The following is a 17995-nucleotide window of genomic DNA, read 5'->3' as shown; positions in this document are numbered from 1 at the left end:
CGATTTTTATTATTTAATTGGTTTTAATCTTGCAACGAAATGCCGTAATACGGATGGCTCATAAGTAAACGTTAATCCTTTAATCTGAGGAATTCGCTCCTTCAAGGAAATAAAAGCTTCTACAACATAATCCATATGATCATTAGTATAGACGCGACGAGGAATCGTTAATCGCAAAAGTTCCATTGGTGATGGTTTCTGTTTTCCGGTTGTTGGATCACGCCCCAATAACAAAGAACCAATTTCCACACTTCTTATTCCCGCCTCCAGATATAATTCATTATTCAGTGCATGAGCAGGGAATTGTTCCCCCGGAATATGCGGTAATAATAATTTAGCATCAACAAATACAGCATGACCACCGGTTGGATATTGAATAGGAATACCTGCATCTCTTAATCTATTACCTAAATAAGCCACCTGATTAATACGATATGCCAGATAATCCTCATTCATCCCCTCTTCAAGACCAATTACTAATGCCTCCATATCGCGTCCGGCGAGACCGCCATAAGTCACAAATCCTTCCATTGGCACACAGCGGGTACGCACTTCATTAAAGAGATCTTCATCATCACGAACACAACAAAGACCACCAATATTGACCAAGGGGTCTTTTTTAGCTGACATTGTTAACATATCGCCATATTGATACATCTCCTTGACGATCTGTTTAACGGATTTATTTTCATAGCCCTTTTCTCTTTGCTTAATAAACCAGGCATTTTCACAGAAACGGGCTGAATCAATTACCACAGGAATATCATGTTGCTTTGCAATCTCATATACGGCTTTCATATTAGCCATAGAGATTGGCTGACCACCAGAGCTATTACAGGTAACGGTTGTAATAATCGCGACAACATTATCAACGCCATGTTCTGCTATCGTTTTTTTCAATTCATCAATATCAAAATCACCTTTCCAATCATAATAGGTGGTGGTATCAAAGGCTTTTGGTGTAACAACATTAATCGCTTTCGCGCCATTTAATTCCACATGAGCCGCAGTCGTATCAAAATGGAAATTAGAAATAAAGACCGGATGCGTTGCACCACCTTGTGCTTTTTTACGGGCAATTAATGTCGGAAATAAAATCTGCTCTGCTCCACGCCCTTGATGGGTTGGAATAGTATATTGATAACCAATCAGTTCATTAACTTTATCACATAGACGATAATAGTTACGGGAACCTGCATAAGCCTCATCCCCCATCATCATCCCCGCCCACTGGCGATCGCTCATTGCTCCGGTACCAGAATCTGTCAGCAAATCAATATAAACCACATCACTGGGCAATAGGAATGGATTATATCCGGCTTCTTCCAATGCTTTTTCACGTTCGGCACGAGTAGTCATGCGAATATTTTCTACCATTTTAATACGGAAAGGTTCTGGAATACGTTTCATATATATATTTATCCAATAGTTGGCTATATTTCATTATTCAAGCAAATTTCCAAAAACAGACAGAAATACGCCAAAATAAATGTAATGATTAAAATATTTAATTTTAAATATAACCAAAACAACTAATCAGGGATAAAATGAGAAATACGGTGATCGACATTAAACCATGCTTGCATATTACAAGAACAAATAAAATAATAACGTAAAAATATATAAATCATAAAATGAATTTATTCCCTGATTAAAATCAGCCATTAAGATATAGATAATATTTAAATTATCCGTGACCAATTCCACAAAAATAGAAAACATCAGAAATATAATTTTCTATATAGATTCAACTTAATGAATCAGATAAATCAATAAGAAAAACAGATAATAAATTGATTTTAATAAATATATACCTTATGGATTTCAAGATGCATCGCGACGGCAAGGGAGTGAATCCCCGGGAGCATAGATAACTATGTGACCGGGGTGAGCGAGTGCAGCCAACAAAGAGGCAACTTGAAAGATGACGGGTATAACAATACAATTAACCATATCAATTAAATAAATTACTAACACAGAAAACTACCCCATAAGGGCTTAAAAGAACAAGTTAAATAACATAAAAATTAATAGAATTATTTACCAGATTTTTACGGGAATAAAAAATAGCTTTATTAGACTAAGAGCCTATCCCAATAGGCTCTTAGTCAATTAACATGAAAAATATAAACCTTGATAGCTAAAATATACCTCACAATTTACTCTATTTTTAAATCATATACCCTATGGATATAAATCACTTTATAAAATCCCGCCCTTTATTAAAGGGCGGAAAATAGGAAAAAAAGAGGCAGAATTCTGCATAACGCAATAATGTTAAACAATAGTATTACACAATAATTATACTAACTGAATATTAATAGAATTCCATTTTCGATTAGCTATTTTTTTCAGATCCAATAGACATTGGATAATTAGAAGCTAAATGATTAGGCGCTTGAGAACCGATAATACATGTTGCAGTATGAGATGAAAAAATAACACATTTTGCCGCACATATAGGAAAGTGCGGGTACAATATACAAGCATGGATAGATGTAGAAAAAGCAGAAAAGAAAGTCAATGTTAAAAGGGCCAAAATTAACTGGTGTTGTAGCCTATTTATCATCATATCACCTCGTTGAATGGTATATTTTCATTTCCCTATATTCGATTCCTTTAAATTAATTATAGAACAAAATTTAACCACAAAAATTTTTCTATCACTTCGTTGATAAATCGTTTAAGTTATTATAAAAAATTGAATGATCAAATTTGTCCCCCATAATCCAACAAAATTATTCATCAATATCAAACCATAAATAATATTTAAATAAAACCCTATAATGATTCATTAAGTATGCTTATTATATAGATATCTATAATTGACCAATTTGATATCCTATAAGCCTCAATAATACATTAAAAAATTATGTAAAATATTTTTAACACTGGAATTTGAATTTTTTATCAATTCAAATACTCATTTAAATATCTTAAGTATTTACGACTAAATGTATTTACTTACCTATTGGTTTGCACTCCCTGGCAAAAAATGTACCGGCAGTATCGTAATGGCAAAACCAACCTGATGTTCATCTTGTCTCTGTTAACGGATAAATAAACCATGTACAATACCTGAATATTTCCTGAGTACGCCGCCATCTCAAGAAACAATTTAATTTACCTTTTTCAATAAGCAGGTTTTTCAAATGCATCAAACTGATGTTACTGAGCGCTCGCTCTTTTCGCTAAGCTGGCCGATTTTTATTGATATTCTTCTCCATCTGGCCACTTTATTAATTAATACTTATATGGTGAGCCATGTTTCTACTTCTTATCTGGCTGCTATGGCTGTAGGTAATCAGGTATTTGATCTGTTTATCACTATCTTCAACTTTATCAGTGTTGGTTGCAGTGTCGTTATTGCTCAATATATTGGTGCAGGCAAACGGGATAAAGCCAGCCAAGCGATCCATATTTCTATTGCATTCAACTTTTTGCTTGGGTTTAGCTGTGCGCTGATTACTATCTTCTTCGGCTATAAGCTCTTATCTATCATGAATATGCCGGAACATCTGATGGAAGATGGTTTTAACTATCTGCACATTCTGGGTATCTGTCTTATCCCCGAAGCTATTTCGATTATTCTGGCTGCTTGTTTGCGGGTTTATGGGAAATCAAAACCGGCAATGTATGTTACTTTGATTGCTAACTTGCTGACAGTGCTAGGTAATATGATCGTCCTGTATGGTTTCTTCGGATTACCTAAATATGGTCTGGAAGGTGTCGCCTGGTCTACAGTCTTTGGCCGGATTGTTGCCGTGATCCTATTATTCTGTCTGCTCAGTTATGGCCTGCGGATCAAATTTACGCTGGCAGGTTTCCTACGCTGGTCACAGGGTATGTTGGGCAAAATCTTATATATCGGTTTACCCGCTGCGGGTGAAAACGTCGTGTGGATACTGCAATATATGGCGGCCATAGCATTCATTGGACTGATGGGTGAAATTCCACTGGCAGCACAAACACTCTATTTCCAGCTATCACTGTTTGTGATGTTATTTGGCATTGCCACCAGCATTGGTAACGAAATTATGGTTGGCCATCTGGTCGGTGCAAAGCGGTTTGAAGATGCTTATATTCGTGGCATTAATAGTCTGAAAATCGGCTGTATCGTCACTATTGGCGTGGTCACTGCTTTCTGGCTGCTCAGAATGCCGATTCTGCATTTTCTGACGCAAGATGAAGCCATTATCAAACTGTTGTTACCACTATTCTTGCTATCCGTTTTTCTGGAGCCAATCCGTACCGCAAATATTGTTATGGTGAACGCATTGCGTGCTTCCGGTGATGCTCGTTTCCCACTTTATGCAGCCATATTCTTTATGTGGTGTATTGCTATTCCAGTGGGGTACTTTTTAGGGATCAAAATGGAAATGGGCATTTTAGGTATCTGGATCGGTTTCTTCTGTGATGAATGGTTGCGTGGACTCACTAATATCTGGCGTTGGAAATCTAAAAAATGGCAAACTAAGCGACTCGATATTTGAATGATTAAAATAATTGTTCAACCAGTCGCCTTAACGTAGTTTCTTCCCGTTAAACTCCCACAACAAGAGGTACCCAATAGGTGCCTCTTGTTAATTTAAAGTCATAAATAAGCACTATCGCCAACGTCCAAAATAGTCAGTCATTAAAGAAAACCAATTCTCAGAGGTTTCTCAGAAGCTGACTGGTACTATTATTGAATAATAACCTCAGGTTAATAAGCGAAATTCTACATGCTAAATGTTGCGATCAATATCATTGTAAATATACAACCATATAGAATCACCGATAAAATTATATTATAAATTATTTTTACCAACAATAAACCATTTTATAAAAACCGCCTATGCAACATGCATATATACAATATAAAAAATAATTCCACAGAATGAATAGTATGTAATTACATATTAATCATCGTTACTATTTTAAACTCTCGGTAATTATATTTCCATTATAACTAAAATTAACCAATCTAATAAACTCAATCATTAATTACGTTTATTTTATATAAATCAGAATATATTATAACAATTACATAAAAAAACAGATTTATATTATTCTAAATAATTAAAATATTAGATAAACAACACGAAATTTTCCCTATCAACATTAGCGTAATTCATTTCCGACATTCTCTATTCACCTCCCCCTAAATTAACTCTTCTTAAGTAAACATAAGATTAATTGGCTGAACAAAGTTATCCAAATTGTTATATTTAGCTAATAACCTTATTGAGAAATTTTTTCTTTTCACTATTATGAATTAATGAATGGTTATTAAGCTCATTAAATTAACCCCTCTATTCCTGGGCATATTTATTGTGTTACAACTTGTAATTTCATTAATCACAAAACGTTATTAATTTTTAAATAATTAATTAGGATCATTTAGGTGCGTTCAATGACAAGTAAGGAAACATTTGAGATATTTCCCTCTGTGGATATTGTTGACGGAATAGCAATGACATCGAATTCCGCAATTCGATTAACCCGAGGTGAAAGCCCAACATTACGGAGACCTTTAGGTACCCCGGCAGAAGTAGCACTAGCCTGGCAAAATGCCGGTGCAAAATGGATTCATGTTGTTGATCTTGATGCTGCGTCAGGGCGTGGCTCAAACAGCCATCTTATTGCCGATGTCCTGGCTGCGGTCGATATTAACGTACAAGTCTGTGGCGGAATCAGAGATGAAACCATCTTGCGCAAAGTATTAGCAACTGGATGCCAGCGAGTTAATTTGGGGACCGCAGCATTAGAAAATCCAGATTGGTGTGCCCGAGCCATTGCAGAATATGGCGATAAGATCGCCATTGCTCTGGATGTAAAAAGCACATCGGAAGGTTATCAACTGGCAACACATGGATGGAATGTCAGCAAAGGTAATCTCTGGGATCTCCTTGAGCGCCTCGACAAACAGGGTTGTCAGCGCTACGTCGTAACCGATGTTGAACGGGGGGGCATGATGAGTTCGCCAAATTTCACGCTATTACAGGAAGTCTGCACGAAAACGTCATCACCCGTTATTGCCGGCGGTGGAGTATCAAGCCTGGATGATCTCCGCGCGTTAGCAGATCTGTCCACTATCGGTGTTGAAGGTGCCATTCTTGGTCAAGCTCTACATATTGGTAAGGTTCCTCTCGAAGATGCCCTTGCTGCAACGCAATCATCGAGACACTAGATATGCCTGAATATTTATCTCCTGCTTTGGATCTTCGCTCTATTGGTTTACTGGGCGAATTGCGTGGCGTACCTGAAACACGCTATTTAACGAAAGAAGTGATGGCGTTGCCTGGCTTACTCACAGAGAAGCCAGCATTCGTCGGTTCCCGCGGTATCGCCTATTACGAACAAAAACCGTGTCACGAGCTACTGATGACGGCGAAATATTACACAGAATACATCTCTCAACTTGAGTGTAGCGATAAGCTGTGTACTGCCCCATCAAAATATATATTGGCCGATCATAGTTTGGCAAAATTGCTCAGAATTGTTGATAGCTTATTAAGTTCTCCACAGACGGTTAACGAAGATATTGTGCCATTCATCGATGGGATCAAAGAGTGTGCAAAAATCGTCAGTTCAACGCTGATGGGCACACCATTTACTTTTTCACCCTCGCCAATCCATGACCTGAAATTGCCGTTGGCTACGGAACACACCGTGCCCAGACCATTTATTGAAGGAGATAATCATCTGTTAACTTTGGCCGCAGCCCAAATTGACAGATGCTCCAACTCCTCTGTCGTTGGCATCATGTTAGGAGGATCAGCGGCAGCCGCAGTCACAGCCGCAGCATGGAATAGTGAGCTCAATTTAGTGAAAGTTTCACGTTACGATGATACGTCTTGCAAGAGCAATCATCTCTGGGGGCGCAAAATTCCATCAGGGCGAACCGTGACAATTATTGATGATAATTGCGGAACAGGCGACACCTTACGTCAGGCAATCGATCTGGTCATGGCCCAAACCGGACAACGTCCAAAGGCCCGAGCCGTCGAACTACATTGGGAAAAATTATTACGTACTCGCGTTTATGGGCATGCTGATCGTGTATTCAACCCTGAAACTTTAGATGTCTTGACGCCTTGGTGTTTCAGACATCATAAGGTCCTGAATCGCTTAATTGATCAGCCTTTCTCTGATGATAAATATGCTCATACGACCACAGCGGATTGGGTTGCCTATTCATATAGTTTATTGTCCGTCCTTCATGACACCCTGACAGACTCAACATGGGCAGCCAAATTATTGCGTTTTTTATTAAATCTAAAAGCACAAACACCGCTGAATTATGAACAGCCAATTGATGCATTTAAGGCCCTGGCATATCAATGTCCTGAATGTTCAGCTCGAAAAAGTTAGTTTGGAAAAAGGGGATTAACTGATTATGACAACAGCACATATTATTTGGGATTGGAATGGCACATTACTTAATGATGTCAATGTTTCATTGAGTGCAACCAATTTCGCATTGGCGGAAATTGGTATTGAACCACTGACGTTGGAACAATATCGGGAATATTATTGTGTTCCAGTACAAACTTTCTATAAACAAGTGATTGGCCGTGAACCTTCATCTTCTGAATGGTCAGTGATCGGAAAAACATTTAATTTTCACTATCGGCCAGGTATTCAGAAAGCCAGTTTAACGGAAGGTGTGAGTCAGCTCCTCGCTTCCCGCTATGAAACAGGGGCAACTCAGTCATTATGTTCACTGATGGAGCATAATGAATTAGTCCCTATGCTTGATAATCATGGTATTGGCAAATTCTTTACCCAAATAGATGGTAGAAATACGCCATTATTGATAACCGGCAAATCAGAGCAGTTAGCTAACCATCTCAAAAAACTCAATGTTTCTCCTGAGCAAAGTGTGGTTATTGGAGACGCTACCGATGACGCAATCGCCGCATTAGCAACAGGAGCTCATGCCATTCTTTATACCGGCGGAACCCACAGTCGTGTCAGTCTTGAAACTGCCGGTGTTCCCATTGTTGATACATTAAGAGAAGCCCTATTAATAGCGGATTCTTTGGTCCGTCAACAGTAATAAAGAAGCTGTTCAACATAATCCGATAAGATAAAGGATAATTTATAACGGTGTACGAATAGATATTTAGCACATTAGTTTTAAAAGAACAGCTTAGTATTTAAAAACAGATTATTCATTTAAAAAATCATCAAAGATAATGATTTAACTACTACTCAAACTAAATCAATAAATAATAAGGAATAGATTTATGTTAACTGCTGTAGTTGGACTCCAATTTGGAGATGAAGGTAAAGGAAAATTTGTTGACTATTTATCTGGCAACATTAATAACATTGCTAGATTCAATGGCGGCGCTAATGCGGGTCATTGTGTGCAACATGGTGATCTAAGAGGCTCATTTTCTCAATTACCGGCATCACTCAACAAAAAGAATTTATATATCTGCCAAGGTGCTTTAGTCAGTCTTCCTGTGCTGGTTAAAGAAATCGATTTTATACAAAAAGAAAAAATTGATTCCAATATATTTATCGACCCACGATGCCATATCGTCTTACCATTACACTCTGAGTTAAATAGAGCATCAGAAAAATACAAAGGTAAACAGAAGATAGGTTCAGTTGGTGTCGGTGTGGGAGCCTGCGTTGAAGACAAAGCCAACCGTCATGGCATTCGGCTTATTGATACCCTTGATAAAGAAAAATTAAGAAGTAAATTAGAATTTCTTTGGAGTATCAGGGAAAAGCAGATTAACCATGTTTTTAATGAACAAACTACGTTAGATTTTGAAGAGATGTTAGAAACAACGCATCAATATGGCAAGAGGGTAGAACCTTATTTCACGTTCACTAATGAAGTTATTGGTGATTTACTTAATTCTGGAGAAGATGTTTTACTTGAAACATCACAAGCCACGTTCTTAGATAATAGTTTTGGCACTTATCCCTATACCGTGGCATATCAGACATTAGTGCAAACCTGCTTTGCCATGATAGGGATACCGGCACAGAAAATACATATTGTCGGTGTGATGAAATCCTATATGATCCGTGTCGGTAATGGGCCATTCCCCACCGAATTATCGACAGAACAGGCTGATTATATTCGAGAACGAGGAAACGAGTATGGCACCGTTTCAAAAAGGCCAAGGCGTTGCGGCTGGCTGGATTTATCCCTGATTAAACACGCAGTGAAACTCAATGGCGTAACAGAACTCGCTATAACGAATGTTGATGTTCTTGCTGATTTACACGAAATAAAAGTCGCTATTGCCTATGAAATGAATGATAAGCTCGTCTGTTGCGACGACGCATTATTGCAGCTCGATAAAGTCAAACCTATCTATAAGACATTTAAATCCTGGAGAGCACTTAACTCATCATATACACATTTAACGGAATTACCTATTGAGCTGATTGACTTCTTATCTTTTATTCAAGACTATGCTGGAGTCCCAATCAAATATATTTCCTATGGGCCAGACAGAAATCAGACATTAATCATGAAATAAAATCGGGGGAGAAAATAATGATTAACTATGTAACAGGGTTTATGTTTTCTAAAGATAAAAAACATGTATCCCTGATTTCAAAATTACAACCCAGTTGGCAAAAAGGGAAACTTAACGGGATTGGTGGAAAAATAGAGGCTGGTGAAAACCCTCAACAGGCAATGGCAAGAGAGTTTGCTGAAGAAGCCGGCATTGCAACACGTCCTGAAGAGTGGCGATTATTTACTGTCTTAACCCGCCCTGACGTTTATCAGGTGAATTTTCTCTATATGTATGATGATCGTGTCTATTCTGTCAATTCTATCGAGAAAGAGATCGTCAATATCTATGAAACAAATTCATTACCCGATAATGTGATCTACAATTTACGTTGGTTAATTCCAATGGCGGCCGATGAACATTTACGTTTCGATAAAGAAATAGAAATAACAGAAATGCGAGGCTAAATACGATATAGCAAATACTGTATCTAAGCGCTATGCAAACACAGAAGCACCTATACCCAATGGATTTCAAGATGTATCGCGACGGCAAGGGCTTGAATCCCCGGGAGCATAGCGAACTATGTGACCGAGGTGAGCGAGTGCAGCCAACAAAGAGGCAACTTGAAAGAATGGGTATATACCTGAAATAGGTGCTTCTGTGTAGCAAAAAACAGCAGCGTCCCTCGACGCTGCAATAATCGCAACAACTAAGCCGACGGTTCGATGAAGTTAACATCCGACCATACTGAAATAACCGCGACAGCTCTGGCTTGCCCTCCGGCGCCGTCAGTCTTCAACAGGATCGGCTCCACAGACAGTTGCGTTGAGGCGGTATAACTATCGTCCCCGAACTTAACGTATCTCGCGTTCTCCCCTGTACCTCGGTGCCCGGTACTGAGTGATAAGGGTTTATTGGCAAAATCGAAGAACGCGAAGGCAACCTGATCTATTGATGAAGCCAGCGCATTCGGTTTGCCCGGCACGAATGGTCCATCGATCCGGTAGAGCAGACGTGAATTTTGGAATACCTCATCATCGCCAGAACAGGTACTGCTTATCCCTATCTGTCTGGCCGGCGCCAGGGAGTCTCCCACCCGTTTACCCGCTCTTTTCACCGTTCCCCAATCCACCGATGAAGGCGTCAGGACAACCGCACAGGTAGACGGCTTTTTAACTGGTGAAAGAATAACCGTAGTCCACAGGGGTTTCAGCATCCCGTCAGAACCTGAGATGGCCGCGGGAGTCCAGCCGATCGCGCCCACTGACAAATGACTTCCACCCAGTTTCACATTGAAATTGCCGTCATTGTCCGGGTAAATCTCCCCTGTCACAGTACGAACACTGATATCAACCAGACCGTTAGCATCGGGAACACAGGGAATATTAACACCGGCATTCCCCCCGGCCAGATTGGCTGAACGATAGGTACCGGATGAACCATGCGTCTGGCAAGAGAGTGAAGATTGTCCGATATCAACCATAAAGTCACCAGGCAGCCCCACCCGGACGCGACCCGATAACAACGAAGAGGTTGATGAGTTCGCTCCAGACGCCGCCGTGTAGACCATAAACTGCGTTCCAGCCGGAACGCGACAGGTTGTTGACCAGTCAAGAGGACCACTGGTGGTATAACCCACTATCTCATCCCGTGAATAATCACGTTTATCTTTGTTGTTTGGCATCATGGCATAGCCGGTTACGGTGACATTGCTAAGCTTACTCATCAGTTCAGCCTCGCAGTCCTGATAAGTCTCTGCTGCCTGGAGGGGCAAAGCGGTCAATAAAAAGAGCAGTGATACCCCCAGGCCCATGAGGGTTGGAACGGAGTTTTCTACATTACCGCCCCACAAACGTTCAGTGTTTAACATTCTTCTTCTCTCCAAATTACTCATCTGTTCAAATCGCTTATTTCACTACCGGGATAACTTCACTTCTGGCGGTGTCCCGGAGGCCAAAGCGAGACAGGTGATATCTCACCGGGCGCGCCTGTCACGGCACCCATATAAAGGTAACGCTTACAGACACACGGCATCGGCCTGCACCAGTTGACCGGGAGTATCGGACGACACCTGATAACGCGTGGTGCATTGTTGATTTGCCCCGTTTCCCCATTTAACTTTCACACGACCGGCAGAGGGCATGCCGCTGAGATAAACCCGGCCGTTATCGCCCACAATGCCGCCGCCGGCCTGAGTGGCATTCCCTTCCAGTGTCGCGGTGGCGCCAAAAGGCACCGGTTTGCCATGATGGGTCAAAGTCAACAACAACTGGCTGCCTAAACGAACCTGATAATTGGCCAGCGTCACTGCCCCTTTGGTCGGATAAACGTTCCTGCTGGTCTGGTCAATATCCACCCCGTCCGGCAAGGTGGATGGATCAAGATTGATGGTGTTTTTGTGATATACCGAGCCGCCCGGCAGTACGGCGTAGCCGCGCCAGTCAGTCTGCACATTGCCGTTACTGACCGTGACCCCTTTCGCGCCGGGCGCGCGGACTAACACCGCTTCACCACCCAGTGAGCGTGACAGCGTCATGCCGTAAGGATGGATTAGCAGGGCGCCGGAAGCCCCGTAGGTGACATGCTGGCTATTTGCGCTGTCGTTGTAGCCCAGATTAACACTCCCCTGACTGCCCTGATAACCCAGAGACAGGGATCGGCTGTTTTGCTGGCCGCTGTTCCCCCAACCTTGCTGGAGGTTATAATTCAGGCGATTATCCCATAACATGCCGCTGATGCCGGTCTGCTGAGTGGTGTTGCCTTGTGAGTCACGCGAGACCGTATAGCGGGTGTAAACGCCCTGTAATGCCGACGATGACCCAAAGAGACTGAGCGGGACCTGCATATTGAATGACACCTGACGGTTCTCCGGCCAGTGGCCCGCCCCTTTTACGCGATAAATGTTATAACTCAGGTTATAGCTGATCCCCATCAGCATGGCGTTGTAACCCAGACTCAGATTGTTGTCGGTACGGCCATTCCAGTAATCATTGCGCGTCCCGGAGGCGTAAAGACTGCCCCAGCGTCCCAGTGTCTGACGCAGATTGACCTGCCAGGTGCTTTGACGCCGGTCAAGCGCCCACGGCACCTGATAGTCATTCAGGCTGTATCCCATGCTGTTAACATCACCGAAACTGTAATAATGCTGAGTGGAATAGCGGTAGGCAGCCAGATCAATGCCGGTGCCGGTACTGATCAAGTTTTTGGAGTATTTCACCCGATAAGATTGGCCCTGTTGCTGGTTATCTTCCTGCCCCTTAACCCCTTGTAACCGGGCGCGGGCAAACGTCACATCCGCAGACAGGGCGCCGAAAGCCCCCAGTGACACGCCCGAGCCTAATACACCCGACTGGTAGTTGCCTGCGACCAACCCACCGCCGTACAGGGTGATATTGTGTGGCAAACCATAAACCAGCGTGCCCAACGCAAATACCGGGGAACGGCTGCCATCAGTGAGGTTGCCGCCGTGATATTGACCGGCCGTCAACTCATATTTCATGCCGCCGGGCCGCTGCATCACCGGAACAGATGAAGAAGCGAGGGTGGAGACCCGGGTCTTGCCATCTTCCTCTTTGATGGTGATCGTCAGGTCGCCCGCGCCCCCGGTGGTGTACAGATCATTGAGACGAAATGGCCCCGGCGCTACCGTGGTTTGATACACGGTATAGCCATTCTGGGATACCGTCACCTGCGCATTGGAGTTCGCCACACCGGTTATCGCCGGGGCAAAACCGCGCTGACTGTCAGGCAACATAGCATCCTCAGAAGCCAGCTTCATGCCCCGCAACGGGATGCTGTCAAAAATATCCCCACCGGTATAGGTTTCACCGGCGGTGAACTCGCTACGCAGTGACTGGATATCACGTTGCAGGTAGGTATTACTCACCTGCCATTGGGTCTGCGCGGAAGGAGAAAAACCGGCGGGTCCCTCGTTACGCTGACGGTTGTAACTGTAAGTTTGTGTGCTGCGCAGACGCCACGGGCCCAGATTCAACCCATTGCGAAAAGAGGCGAACAGATTGCGGGAGCGTGATCCGCCGCCGCTTCCCTGACCGTCATAACGCCCTTCTGAGCCGTTCACGTTGTAGTTCATCAAAAAGGCTGGTATCCCGTTATCCCACAGTGACGGATCGACCATCCCGGAATGGTGGGGCTGCATGGCGACCTGCGGGACGCTCAAATCCAGACGCAAACGGGCAAAATCCAGGGTCGCGCGGGCATGAGGGATCTGTTTCGTCAGATCCGTAATGGAGCTGTCGCTTTCTTTTCCCTGAAAAGCCGGTAACCCACGGGTATTAACCCCATACTCTTCGAGCTGCGCAACGGTTAATATCGGTTGCAGATGGCCGTTGACCAGCCTGAATTCAATCTCGCGGTTATCCACCTTATTCTGGTTCATGTAGACATCCACCAGATAGCGTCCCGGCGCGACATACCCCGCATTTTCATACGCCGAGAGATCGACATGACTGTGTTCACCGTCAGCGCCCATCAGGAACGCGGGATTAAAGTATTCCCGCGCGGAGGCGGATAGGGTTGTCGCCGTCAGTGAACACAGCAGACATACGTATACCGGACGGGGCCGGAAACTGCCCGGTTGACCGGACGTGCGTTGGTTACCCGCCCGCAGCGCAGACGGAAATAAAATGTTTATTGCCATAGCTCATCTCTGCTTCTAATTAAGCCAATGTTGTTAATCTTGAGGTCACTTTGCCGGTACACCGTCCGCAGGGCGGATGGGTCATAACGGGACGTGGCGATCCTGACTGTCGCCGGGAAAACGCCAGACCAGTGGTCCCGGTGTCCCGGCGGTAAATGAATAGGTTTGCATGCCTTTCGGGGGCACCATTGCCTGACGGGTGTGGTCATCTGCCTGTTGACTGCCGACTTTCAGAACAGAAAAGGTCAGAAAATAGGGCGTGGGATTGTCCACCCGCAACTGCGTCCCTTGAAGGGAAAATTTCACCTGTTTAGCTACCGTGGCGTTATCCCGTGCAGGGATCCCCTGAGGACGATAAAACAGCCGGATATTCATCTGTAGGGCGACCTGCACCTGCGACGCTTTGCCCGTCTGACGGCTGAATGCCGGTGCCTCGGCGATATCCGGTACAGCGACGCCCGGGATAGCCCGCAGCGAGACCACGAAGGCCGATTCCCGATCCTGCAGTAACTGCCCGCCAAGCTGGCGAATACGGAAGGAAAATTTCCCCCCCGCCTCGACCCGCTTTAACGGCGGCAGGACAACAAAAGGCGGGACTGACCCGGTTTTGGTGTCAAAGCGCCCGGTATCCGGGTCCATCGGGCTGACAAATCCCTGTACCAGATAGCCTTGTTCTGTGTGATTGGTCATGCTGAGAGTTACACCCCCCGGGCTATCTTTGGCGACATAAGACAGCCGCATGGGGGAGAACGATAGTCCCTGATTCTCCGCCGCCTGCGCCTTGAATAGATTCCCTACCAACAGAGCGAAACCGAGGGAGGAAAGCATTAACCCCCAGTGTGTCCGCCCATGCTTGTTACTGACTCTCTTCACTCTCCACCTCCATAATTCTCCACCTCCATAGAAAACAAGGGTGGATTTAATGCGCTACCCTAGCGGTAAATAGGTTTGAAGCCCCGCCGTAATCATTAATCATCGACCAGCTCACTGATTTTTTACCCCCTTGTTCGACATAGGTCACACAGTCCTGCGGCGCTATCATGGAGGGATAGCGGTTCAGATCGAGCGCCTGTCCGTCCAGCGTGAGGCTGTCCAGTGACAGGAAATAAGGGGTGGGATTGCACGCCTTAATGCCATCGGGTTGCGATTGGAAGCGAAGCTGTCCATACGCCTCTTCCGGCAACATCGGCAGGTCACGCGGTCGCCAGAAAAACTTGATCCGCATCCCCACGCTCATCGACGCTTGCTCCCGAACAGGCTCATCCGTCACCGACGGAGTCGCGGGGATAGCGTTCATCTGCACATACCGGAGCGATTCCCGATCCATCGGAAAAGGGGGCCGATTAAACGTCGGCAAAATACGCAGGCTGTTCTGACTGTTGGCCTCCAGCCTGAACAGCGGCGGCGTCACCACAAACGCCGGTGCGGTTTTTTCCTGATCTCCCGTGATCCTCACCTGCACCAGCCACGCCTGAGATGTGGTGTTGACCACCGTCAGCGTTTGCGCCCGTTCCCCCTGGGTAAAAATCACCCGGGTTTTATTCAGGCTGATACCGGCTGCCTGACAGGGTGCTGTGCCGGTCATCCCTAACCCTAGCCAGAACAATAGTGGCACCAGCCTGTATCGCGTTGTGCGTAACCGACCTTTTTCCACAACGCCTCCTGAAACCTGTTACTTGAGCTGCACTCAGTGATAATCAAATTGAAATTGAATGTGCGCGGTCAATTCACCGGGGGTCGGCACCGCCGCGCCAGATTCATGTCGCATATCCATCAGGAAAGTGATTTGACTGTCTTTGGCGGCGTTACCCGGTGACGCTAAGTCCACATAATCGCCATTTTTCAGGTAGCTCCCCAGTCCGCTTTCCGGCGCTTGATAGCGCAGGCCAAAGCCCACATTGCCCGCCACCGTGGAGGCTTTATCCCGAAATAACGTCGGGTGGTTTTCTGGTGTAGGGCCGGCTATTTTAATCGCCGGGGTACGGCCCGCTCTGGCTGATCCCGCGCAGCCTGACAACGCCAGCGTAACAGGCTTGTTGTCCGCTGCGGCGATATGTTCCGCGCTGCGCTGCACTTCATTCAGCGGTATGGATGAAAACTCAACATGGGATGTCTGTACGTTAAGTTCACAGGTTGGCTGTTCTAGCGTCAGAGCCAGCGTCAGTTCTGCCGTGTTTGAACTGGCTCCCCCGGGCAGGGGGGCGGTACAGAGCAAACCTGCCAGGGTTGTTTGTCTGATAAGAGTCCACGGTTTGCACATTACGGTACCTCCCCCTGATAGGATGATCCTCCACCGAGGTCATTAATCACCGTCCAGTTTACTTTGGCTGGGTAATGCACTCCTTTGAGGGGTAAAAACAGGACCGAGAACGGTGATACCATGTTCTCTTTCTGTTGTTTCGTCATCAGCTCTTGTCCGCCCACTTTTAAGGAGGCGAAGGTGATGTAATAGGGTGACGGATTCGTGACCGTGATCCCCTCGGCTGTCGGTTTGAAGCGTAGTGAGCCAAATCCTTGCTCCGGCGCAACTGGCAGTCCTGACGGGCGATACATCAGCTTGATCGTGTTAGCTAGCGCAACCTGTACGCCCCCAGTGATCTGCTTACCAGAGGGATTATCGGATTCGGTGCTTAACGGGATAGCTTGCGCGGTAAACCAGAATAGGGATTCCCGATCAGCGGGCAGTGCCTGGCCAGTTTTGATGATACGCACCTGATTCTGGCTGCCGGGTTCCATACGAAACAGAGGTGGCGTCACCAGAAACGGCGCGGTCTTGCCCCCTTGTGGAGCCGTATTGACCGCCATTTGCATCAGATAGACGGTCTCCTTACTGCTGTTGCGCACTGAGGCGGTTGTCGTATGGCTATCAGCCGGGTAGACAATACGGGTGGCATCAATACTTACTCCCTCCGCCTGTGCGGAAGTGACTGCGCCGCCTAACAGACCGGTCACTATCATTGCTGTAATCAATCTTTTCATTGAGTCACCTTTTGGTGTTGAGTAAGCAAGAATTGAACTTCCCTGTCCAATTCGATTGCTATGATGCCCTTAGCACTTGATGGCGTTGATTATTTATAAACTACTTGGAATGTTACTGGGGCTATTACCTCTTGAGAAGCTGCTACGCCTGACTCGGAAGCCAGAGCCACTTTAAATGCTGCCATACCTTGGCCTTCGGTTAGTGCTTTTGCGAAATCAATTTCGTTAGTACTAGTGAGCTTAATCTTCTGTCCGCTAGTAATGGCAGTACCATTGTGATACACAGCCACTCCTGCGGTAGCGGCAGAGTTGGCATTAAATATCTTCTTAGCTGTATCAATGGTCTGTCCAAAAACATTCATCTCAATTGCAGCACTAGGAGTGAATTTGTTGCTTGCTGTGTTTCCATATTGAGCGCCACACTTAATTAGTTTGACCTTTATATCTTTTGCTGATGTGGGGGCAGAAGGTTGTAGGGTTTTAACGTCTAATGATTTAACGCTTCCCATATCTAATTGGTAGGAACCGTTACTACCAGTAACATCACCTTCAACATTGAGTTCACAAGTCGCTTGGCCTATGGTAGCCATCACGTTTACCGTAGTACCACCTGAAGCATGTGCCATCCCCATGCTCAGGAGCACTGCGGCTAATACGCTGGTTTTCAAAATTTGCTTTTTCATTTCATCTATTCCTTATCTACATCTATTTACATACATTTTGCCTAAAACAACATCACGACAGATTAAACAGTCAGGCCGCCAACGCGGTGTGTTTACTAGTCATTTAGAGTTATTTTGTTCGGTTATTAACTAGATGAAATATTTACAAAAAAATATTCACGTCACGAAATTACTTCTGACTTATATCGTTTGGTTTG

General features: G+C 44.8%; 15 protein-coding genes. 6 read left to right on the top strand and 9 right to left on the bottom strand.

Translation table 11 applies throughout. The features are described from left to right. Positions 1–9: 9 nt before the first annotated feature. Both tnaA and tnaC read right to left on the bottom strand, forming a co-directional pair. On the bottom strand, positions 10–1410 hold the full coding sequence (gene tnaA, locus LG003_RS08785) for a tryptophanase (RefSeq protein ID WP_112877066.1): 1401 nt from the start codon (positions 1408–1410) through the stop codon (positions 10–12). A gap of 122 nt (positions 1411–1532) precedes the next feature. Further along, positions 1533–1631: a tryptophanase leader peptide gene (tnaC, locus tag LG003_RS23415; RefSeq protein WP_112877067.1), complete on the bottom strand. Its 99-nt coding sequence runs from the start codon at positions 1629–1631 to the stop codon at positions 1533–1535. 1521 nt (positions 1632–3152) lie between these two features. On the opposite strand from tnaC, the gene LG003_RS08780 reads away from it, so the two are divergent. From LG003_RS08780 to LG003_RS08755, 6 genes are all read left to right on the top strand, one after another. Then, complete coding sequence (locus LG003_RS08780; RefSeq protein WP_112877068.1) at positions 3153–4493, top strand: MATE family efflux transporter; 1341 nt, start codon at positions 3153–3155, stop codon at positions 4491–4493. A 902-nt stretch (positions 4494–5395) separates the two neighbouring features. Continuing rightward, positions 5396–6172 (top strand): HisA/HisF-related TIM barrel protein, encoded by a 777-nt coding sequence (locus tag LG003_RS08775; protein WP_112877069.1) that lies wholly within the window; start codon positions 5396–5398, stop codon positions 6170–6172. A 2-nt stretch (positions 6173–6174) separates the two neighbouring features. Then, positions 6175–7356 (top strand): phosphoribosyltransferase, encoded by a 1182-nt coding sequence (locus tag LG003_RS08770; RefSeq protein ID WP_112877070.1) that lies wholly within the window; start codon positions 6175–6177, stop codon positions 7354–7356. A 25-nt stretch (positions 7357–7381) separates the two neighbouring features. After that, the gene (locus LG003_RS08765) at positions 7382–8044 is read left to right on the top strand and encodes an HAD family hydrolase (protein WP_112877071.1); all 663 of its coding nucleotides are present in this window, start codon (positions 7382–7384) and stop codon (positions 8042–8044) included. 190 nt (positions 8045–8234) lie between these two features. After that, positions 8235–9494, top strand: coding sequence for an adenylosuccinate synthase (locus LG003_RS08760; RefSeq protein ID WP_262980550.1), 1260 nt, complete (start codon positions 8235–8237; stop codon positions 9492–9494). A gap of 17 nt (positions 9495–9511) precedes the next feature. Continuing rightward, positions 9512–9940 carry an NUDIX domain-containing protein gene (locus tag LG003_RS08755; protein ID WP_112877073.1) on the top strand — a complete coding sequence of 143 codons (429 nt, stop codon included), beginning with the start codon at positions 9512–9514 and terminating at the stop codon, positions 9938–9940. Positions 9941–10185: 245 nt separating this feature from the next. Here LG003_RS08755 and LG003_RS08750 read toward each other — a convergent pair whose 3' ends face one another. The 7 genes from LG003_RS08750 to LG003_RS08720 form a co-directional block, all read right to left on the bottom strand. Then, positions 10186–11346 (bottom strand): hypothetical protein, encoded by a 1161-nt coding sequence (locus tag LG003_RS08750; RefSeq protein WP_262980549.1) that lies wholly within the window; start codon positions 11344–11346, stop codon positions 10186–10188. A gap of 147 nt (positions 11347–11493) precedes the next feature. Continuing rightward, entirely contained in the window at positions 11494–14136 is a 2643-nt protein-coding gene (locus LG003_RS08745; RefSeq protein WP_262980548.1) for a fimbria/pilus outer membrane usher protein, read from the bottom strand. 81 nt (positions 14137–14217) lie between these two features. Beyond that, a complete protein-coding gene (locus LG003_RS08740; RefSeq protein WP_262980556.1) occupies positions 14218–14877 on the bottom strand; it encodes a fimbrial biogenesis chaperone in 660 nt (219 codons plus the stop codon). A gap of 178 nt (positions 14878–15055) precedes the next feature. Beyond that, positions 15056–15721: a fimbrial biogenesis chaperone gene (locus tag LG003_RS08735; RefSeq protein ID WP_262980547.1), complete on the bottom strand. Its 666-nt coding sequence runs from the start codon at positions 15719–15721 to the stop codon at positions 15056–15058. A 102-nt stretch (positions 15722–15823) separates the two neighbouring features. Next, complete coding sequence (locus LG003_RS08730) at positions 15824–16396, bottom strand: fimbrial protein (RefSeq protein ID WP_262980546.1); 573 nt, start codon at positions 16394–16396, stop codon at positions 15824–15826. Beyond that, positions 16396–17115, bottom strand: coding sequence for a fimbrial biogenesis chaperone (locus tag LG003_RS08725; protein ID WP_262980545.1), 720 nt, complete (start codon positions 17113–17115; stop codon positions 16396–16398). Before LG003_RS08725 ends, LG003_RS08730 begins: the two co-directional genes overlap by 1 nt. Positions 17116–17204: 89 nt before the next feature. Continuing rightward, entirely contained in the window at positions 17205–17798 is a 594-nt protein-coding gene (locus tag LG003_RS08720; protein ID WP_262980544.1) for a fimbrial protein, read from the bottom strand. Between the last annotated feature and the right edge of the window lie 197 nt (positions 17799–17995).

The organism is Photorhabdus kleinii, from assembly GCF_025384885.1.
Classification (GTDB): Bacteria; Pseudomonadota; Gammaproteobacteria; order Enterobacterales; family Enterobacteriaceae; genus Photorhabdus; species Photorhabdus kayaii.
The sequence above is the reverse complement of the archived record's forward strand: the minus strand, read 5'-3'. Positions and strand labels throughout refer to the sequence as shown.